The 6,726-nt window shown below is 72.1% G+C and carries 6 protein-coding genes; 3 read left to right on the top strand and 3 right to left on the bottom strand.

Features of this window, described 5'->3' with window-relative positions:
* Positions 1–301: 301 nt before the first annotated feature.
* Together AC07EQ_RS41085 and AC07EQ_RS41080 are read right to left on the bottom strand one after the other, a co-directional pair.
* Entirely contained in the window at positions 302–862 is a 561-nt protein-coding gene (locus AC07EQ_RS41085; RefSeq protein ID WP_478393205.1) for a GNAT family N-acetyltransferase, read from the bottom strand.
* Positions 863–888: 26 nt separating this feature from the next.
* Positions 889–1,746 (bottom strand): helix-turn-helix transcriptional regulator, encoded by an 858-nt coding sequence (locus AC07EQ_RS41080; protein WP_478393204.1) that lies wholly within the window; start codon positions 1,744–1,746, stop codon positions 889–891.
* Positions 1,747–1,871: 125 nt separating this feature from the next.
* On the opposite strand from AC07EQ_RS41080, the gene AC07EQ_RS41075 reads away from it, so the two are divergent.
* Entirely contained in the window at positions 1,872–2,867 is a 996-nt protein-coding gene (locus tag AC07EQ_RS41075; protein WP_478393203.1) for an aldo/keto reductase, read from the top strand.
* Positions 2,868–3,087: 220 nt separating this feature from the next.
* Here AC07EQ_RS41075 and AC07EQ_RS41070 read toward each other — a convergent pair whose 3' ends face one another.
* On the bottom strand, positions 3,088–4,035 hold the full coding sequence (locus tag AC07EQ_RS41070; RefSeq protein WP_478393202.1) for a sigma-70 family RNA polymerase sigma factor: 948 nt from the start codon (positions 4,033–4,035) through the stop codon (positions 3,088–3,090).
* Positions 4,036–4,268: 233 nt separating this feature from the next.
* On the opposite strand from AC07EQ_RS41070, the gene AC07EQ_RS41065 reads away from it, so the two are divergent.
* Positions 4,269–5,411, top strand: a complete 1,143-nt coding sequence (locus AC07EQ_RS41065) for a type VII secretion protein EccE (RefSeq protein WP_478393201.1) — start codon at positions 4,269–4,271, stop codon at positions 5,409–5,411.
* On the top strand, positions 5,408–6,460 hold the full coding sequence (locus tag AC07EQ_RS41060; protein WP_478393200.1) for a hypothetical protein: 1,053 nt from the start codon (positions 5,408–5,410) through the stop codon (positions 6,458–6,460). Before AC07EQ_RS41065 ends, AC07EQ_RS41060 begins: the two co-directional genes overlap by 4 nt.
* Positions 6,461–6,726: the final 266 nt, after the last annotated feature.

Genomic DNA, 6,726 nt, shown 5'->3' with positions numbered 1-6,726 from the left:
GCCCTGGCTACCGGTACCGGGGGTGGGCTTTTCTCCGCAGGGCCTTGGTCCCCCCCCCCCCCCCCCCCCCCCCCCCTCCCCCCCCCCCCCTGCCCCCCCCCCCCCCCCCCCCCCCACCCCGCGTTCGCAAGGGGGCGCCGTTTTCGCGCGAAACCGGCGCTCGGTCCTCACGCGGAACGCCGGTTTCTCGCGAAAACGGCGCTCGGTCCTCACGCGGGGCGCCGTTTCGTGGGAAAGCGGCGCTCAGGGTTCCAGACGATCAGAGAGAACGTGCGCCCCCGGCCTCGTTCCGAGAGGGCCCTTAAACCCGGTCCTGCCATTCGGATCGGAGGATCGCGTAGCTGAGTTCGTCGCGCCAGACGCCCTTGACGTGGGCGCTCTGGACGAAATGCGCCTCGCGGCGCATGCCGAGGCGCTCCATGAGCCGCGCCGAGGCGGTGTTCAGGGCGTTGCACCGGCCGATGATCCGGTGCAGGCCGAGTTCTTCGAAGCCCAGCCGCAGGACTTCGCGGGCGGCCTCGGTGGCCAGGCCCCGGCCCTGGTGGTCGGGGTTGAAGATGTAGCCGAGCTCGCCCTCCCGGTGCTTCTCGCTGCGCCAGACGAGTTCGACCTGCCCCACGATCGCGTCCAGCTCCGGCGCGACCACCGCGAGGGTGAGGCAGTCGCCTTCGGCGCCGAGCCGGGTCTCCCCGGCCATCCGCGCGACGGCGTCCCGCGCCTGCTCGCGGTCGCGCGGCTCCCACAGGAGGTAGCGGGCGACCTCCGGTTGGCGCTGGTAGGCCCAGACGTCCGCCGTGTCGTCGGTGGTGAACGGGCGCAGCAGCAGGCGGTCGGTCGTGATCGGGTAGTCAGGTCGGAGCACCTGCCGACCGTACTTCAGCGCCCGGATCACCCGTGGTGCGTTCGGTGCGGCTCCTCGCGGCGGCTGACGATGCTGAGCAGCGTCATCGCGTCGTGGTCCGGGGTGCCCGGTTCGGCCTGGTAGATGACGAGCCGCTGGTCGCCGCCGCGCACCGCCAGGACCTCGTAGTCCAGGTCCATCCGGCCCACCGCCGGGTGGTCGAAGCGCTTCACGCCCGCCGCCTTCGGATGCACCTGGTGGCTCGCCCACATCGCCGGGAACTCCTCGCTCTTGGTGGTGAGCTCGTCGATGAGCGCGGTGAGCCGCCGGTCGGCCGGGTTGTCGCCGTAGGTCGCTCGCAGGTCGGCCACCGAGTGCTGCGCCACCTCGTGCCAGCCCACGAACAGCGTCCGGGCCGCCGGGTGCAGGAACAGGTAGCGGGTCGTGTTGCGCCGCTGCGCGGGCCACTGGTCGATGCCCGCGAGCAGCGCGAGGCCGGCCGGATTCGCCGCCACCATGTCGTTTCCGCCGCCCAGCACGTACGCCGGGGCCTCGCCGACCATGTCGAGCAGCCGCAGCACCGTCGGCCGCACCGGCTCGGCCTCCTGCTGCGCCGGGTTCTGGCTGCGCGACGCGTGCCTGGCCAGGTTGCTCAGGTACTGGCGCTCGGTGGCGTCGAGCTGCAGCGTCCGCGCCAGCGCGTCCAGCACCGCCTCGCTCGGGTGTCGCTCGCGGCCCTGCTCCAGCCGCGTGTAGTAGTCCATGCTGATCCCGGCCACGGCCGCGACCTCTTCGCGCCGCAGGCCCGGCGTCCGCCGCACCCCGGGCCCCGCCGGGATGCCGACGTCGCTCGGCTTCCGGCGCGCCCGGCACGCCTTCAGGAAGCTGCCCAGCTCGTTGCTCACCCCATCGATGCTGCCACGACGCCACGACCCCAGCCTGGGTGCGCCACACCCAGGAGAAACTCGCCCTGCCGCGCGCCCGCGACGGCGGCCAGCATCGATGGCAGCCGATCCGAAGGGGAAACGAAATGACGTTGCGGCAGGTTCAGCTGGGATCCGGCCCGGTGGTGGGCGCGCAGGGCCTGGGCTGCATGGGGATGAGCGAGTTCTACGGCCCGACCGACCAGGACGAGGCCCGGCGCACGCTGGCGCACGCCCTGGAGCGCGGCGTGACGCTGTTCGACACCGCCGATATCTACGGCTCCGGCGCCAACGAGGAGTTCCTCGCGCCGTTCGTGAACGCGAACCGCGAGCAGGTGGTGCTGGCCACCAAGTTCGGCCTGGTCCGCAAGGCCGACGAGCCGAACTACCGGGGCTTCCGCGGCGACGCGGCCTACGTCCGCGCGGCGGCCGAGGCGAGCCTGCGGCGGCTGGACATCGACGTGATCGACCTCTACTACATGCACCGGCGCGACGTGACGGTGCCGATCGAGGAGACCGTCGGGGCGATGGCGGAACTGGTCGCCGAGGGCAAGGTGCGCCACCTCGGGCTGTCCGAGGTGACCGGCGCGGAGCTGCGCGCCGCGCACGCGGTGCACCCGATCGCGGCGCTGCAGAGCGAGTGGTCGGTGTTCAACCGGGACGTCGAGAACACTGCGGTGCCGGCGGCCAAGGAGCTCGGCGTGGCGCTCGTGCCCTACTCGCCGCTCGGCCGCGGCTTCCTCACCGGGGCGTTCGCCAACGCGGCGGAGCTGTCGGGCGGCGACTTCCGGCGGAACTTCCCGCAGTACTCCGGGGAGAACGCCGCCAGCAACGCCGAGCTCCTGACGCCGCTGCGGGAGGTCGCGCAGCGGCACGGCGCGACGCTCGCGCAGGTGGCGCTGGCCTGGCTGTACGCGCAGCAGGACGGCCTGGCGGTGGTCCCGATCCCGGGCACCCGGCGCCGCACCAGGCTCGACGAGAACCTCGGCGGCGCCGACCTTGCGCTCACGGCGGCGGACCTGGAGCTGCTGGAGCCGATCTCGGCGAAGGTCGCGGGCACCCGCTACGCCGACATGAGCTTCACCTCGGCCGGCCGGGAGTAGCGCCCCTGGGGCATGAGGTGAACGGACCGTTCGCGCCACAACCGTGTGGTGCCGGTCGGCATTGAGTGGATGAAGTGAACGGCCTGTTCGTCTCTTCTATTGAAGTGAACGGTCCGTTCGCGCCGAACCGGTAGTGCCGGGTGGATGGCGTGAACGGGCCGTTCACTTCCTCTAGCGGAGCTAACAGGCCGTTCACTTCTCCCCGACGGTGGAGGCCGGGTCAGCCGACGTAGGCGAGGAGGCGGTCCGCGCGGGCTGGTTCGCGGAGCTTCCGCAGGACTCGGTGCTCCAACTGGCGGATCCGCTCGCGGGTCACGCCGAGCTCGTGGCCGATCTCCGCCAGCGTTCGCTGGCGTCCGTCGTCGAGGCCGCAGCGCAGCCGGATGACCTGCTGTTCTCGCGGGCTGAGGGTGCCGAGGACGGCTTCGATCTCGTTGCGCAGCAACTGGATTCCCGACGCTTCGCCGTCGTCGGGCAGGGCCAGCAGGTCGGCCAGGGTGCCGCCGTTCGGGCCGGTCGGTTGGTCGAGGCTCAGCGGTTCCTGCGCGAGCGAGAGCAGTTCGAGCAGTTGGCGGACCGGGATGTCCAGCGCCTGCGCGAGTTCGTCGTGTCCCGGCGCCCGGCCCAGCTTCGCCGTCAGTTCCCGGCGCAGGCGCGCCAGCCGGGTCAGCTGTTCGGTGAGGTGCAGCGGCAGCCGGATGGTGCGGGCCTGGTCCGCCAACGCCCGGCTGATCGCCTTGCGGATCCACCAGGTCGCGTAGGTCGCGAACCGGAAACCCGGACTGTGGTCGTACTTCTCGACGGCGCGCAGCAGCCCGACGTTGCCCTCCTGGATCAGGTCCAGCAGCGGCATGCCGCGCCCGGTGTAGCGCTTGGCGATGCTCACCACCAGCCGCAGGTTCGCCTCCACCAGCGCGGCTCTGGCCAGGCGCCCGTCGTCGGCGGCGGCTCGCAGCTCGATGCGGCGGGCTTCGGGCAGATCCGGGATTTCCAGGGATTCTTCGGCGCGGAGCCCGGCCGCCGCGCGTTCCGCCAGGTCGGTTTCCCCGGCCCGGTCGAGGAGTCCGGTCCGGCCGATCCCGGCCAGGTAGAGGCGCACCGAATCGACGGCCGCCGAAGGCCGTTCGGTTCCGGGAACGTCGTCGATTTCGAGCAGCGGGGCCGCCACCTGCCAAGCCTTCCGGACACGGGTGCACGCCCTGCCCAGGGTGCCGAATGCTGCTGGCAGCGTGCTGACGCGCGGATCGGCGGCTCGCCTGCGGCGTATTCGCTGGCTGTGCGGCCGGAGCCGGGATTCCGGCGGCGGTGTGGTGCGGTCCGGGTACGGCTGGTGTCGAATCGGGTACTGTCCGCGGCGCCGTGGTCGGGATAGCCTTGCCGCGTGGGAGGGATCCGCCTTCGATGACAAGCCAGACCAGCGCACCGCCGAAGTCGAGCGCGTTCGGCCGTTCGCGGGATGACGAGTGGTTCCGCCCGCAGCGCAAGCCGGGCCGCATTGGTCCGGTCAGCCTAACGCGGCTGCTCGCCTTCGAGGTCGTGCAGCTCGCCCTGTGCTTCTTCTTGTTCCAGGCGCTGTGGGCGTTGATCGTGGGCTGCCTGATCGGGTTGGCCGCGGCAGTGGCCACCTTCGGCCGGCGCGGCGACCAGTGGTGGACCGAGATGCTCTGGCTCCGCCTGCGGTTCCGCCGCAGGCGCGGCATCGTCGCGGCCCGCCGGGACGACCCGCGGCTGTCCGCGCTGTGCGAGCTGGCACCCGACCTGACCGTGGAAGACGTTGCGGGCGAAGGGGATTCGCGGCTGGCCATGGGCAGCGACGGCGCCGGTTGGTTCGCCGTGCTGGAGGTCGCCGACGACGAGGGGCCGCGGCCGCCGGTTCCGATGGCGGCGCTGGCGCGGATCGCGACCGAGCAGCCGGGCGTGGTGGTGCAGGTCGTCCTGCACAGCGCGCCGCTGCCGGGCACGAACCGGCGCGACGACGTGGTGTGGATCGCGGTGCGGCTGGACGCGCAGGTGGTCGCCCAGTCGGCAGTGGACAGCAACAGCGATCCGGATGTCCCGGTGCTGCTCGCCGAACTGGCCAGGCGGGTCGAGAGGTTGTTGCGCCGCAGGGGACTGCGCGCGCGCCCGCTCGACACCAACGGGCTGCTCGACGCGCTGGTGCGCTCCTGCGACCTGGCCGAACCGGCGGACCGGCGGCCCGTGCAGCCGTGCGAGGAGTGGGATTCCTGGCGTTCCACCAGGTTGCGGCACGGCTGCTTCTGGATGCGGTCGTGGCCGAACCCGGAGCGCGGCGCGCTGCTGTTGTCGGCGCTGGCGGAGGTGCCGGACGCGCAGGTCAGCATCTCGATCGCGCTGGAACCGGGGCAGCGTGGCACCGATCTGTCCGCGCTGGTCCGGGTGGCCGCCGACGCGCAGCGGTACGAGCAGACGTGCGAGCTGGTGGCGCGCCTCGTCGAGCACGCGGGCGGCCGTTTGTCCAGATTGGACGGACAGCAACTGCCAGCGGTTTACGCGTCGGCGCCGACCGGAGGAGGGGCGCGGTGAACGAGGGTCAGCACCCGGTGCAGTCGGCGGTCGCGCCGCCCGCGGTCGCGCGGCCGGAGCCGCCGAAACCCGTTGCTGCCAAGCGAGTTCCAGTGATCTCGGTGGCGAAGCCGCCGGATACGACGGGGCCGATCCAGATCCCGAAGAGCCAGGGCGCCGACGACGCGGCGTTCGCGCCCGCGCTCGGCACGTCGGAGTGGAACCAGCAGGCCGGCGGCGCGGTCCTGACGAACACCGCCGCCGCGTCCGCGTCGGTGGCGGCCGCGCAGGCTGTCGCCGCGCCGCTGCCGCCCGGCGGACCCGGCCCTCGCCAGGACGACACGCCGACGGTGGAGGTGCGCAAGCCCCAAGGCTGGCGGCCGCGCAAGCAGCGTTCGGTGCCGAGGCTGGACATCGGCCGGCACCAGGCCACCGAACCGGATCTCGACCTGCTGCAGCTCACCGGCACGTCCTTCGGCTTCCCGCTGGGCCGGAACCAGGCGGGCTTCCCGGTGACGATGACGCTGTTCCAGCCGGAACCGGTGTCGATCGCGCTGGTCGGCGCGTCCTGGGCGGCGCGCCTGCTGGCCTACCGGGCGTTGCGCTTCGGCGCGAAGGTCCTGGTGTTCACCGACCAACCGGCGGGCTGGTCGGACCTCGGGCAGGCGGCGACGGGCCGTGCCGACCGGGTCGCGGTGCTGGAACCTGGCGCCCCGGCGGGAGTCGTGGCCTCGGCGGACGCACCGGTCCTGTCCCTGTACGACGCGGAATCACCGCCGTCCCCGGCGGAGCCCGCGCCGTGGCAGACGCGAGTCATGGTGCTGCACCGGTTCACGCCGCAGCGAGCCCACGCGGCCCTGCAAGCGGATGTCCTGCTGCTACAGCGGTTGGCGGCTGACGAAGCGGGGGCGATCGCGGCGGCCCGCCGCTTCACGTCGCGAACGGCGGAGCAATTGCAGGCCGTGCACGACGACATGCTGGCGGTGCTGACGAAGTCGGAGAACCACTACGTGTGGGTCAACCCGGCGGACCGCGAGCAAGAAGAACTCGGCGCCCCAGGCCGCTACTGAACGGCATCCGGTGGTTTTGAACCCGTGAGTACTTTGTGTCGCTATAGCAACACAAAGTACGCACGGGCCCTGACCAGGCACAACGTTCATCGGCCGGGACTTCGGCAAGTAAGTGCTCGTGCTGCTGCGGAGGCTGTGTGGGCACCTGGCCAAGCGTCGTTTTCGCGCGAAACCGGCGTTTGCCACGCCTGGCGTGCGCCGGTTTTGCGCGAAAAAGCCGCACTCGCTTCCGAGCCGGCGCAGCGACCTGGAGCGAGCGGCGGAGC

It is taken from the genome of Saccharopolyspora sp. NPDC045839 (assembly GCF_056431645.1).
This window is presented reverse-complemented; position numbering and strand designations above follow the sequence as displayed.

What these genes read in the sequence shown, in the direction of transcription:
- AC07EQ_RS41065 (WP_478393201.1), top strand. Translation starts at nt 4,269, where the DNA reads ATGACAAGCCAGACCAGCGCACCGCCGAAGTCGAGCGCGTTCGGCCGT.
- AC07EQ_RS41075 (WP_478393203.1), top strand. Translation starts at nt 1,872, where the DNA reads ATGACGTTGCGGCAGGTTCAGCTGGGATCCGGCCCGGTGGTGGGCGCG.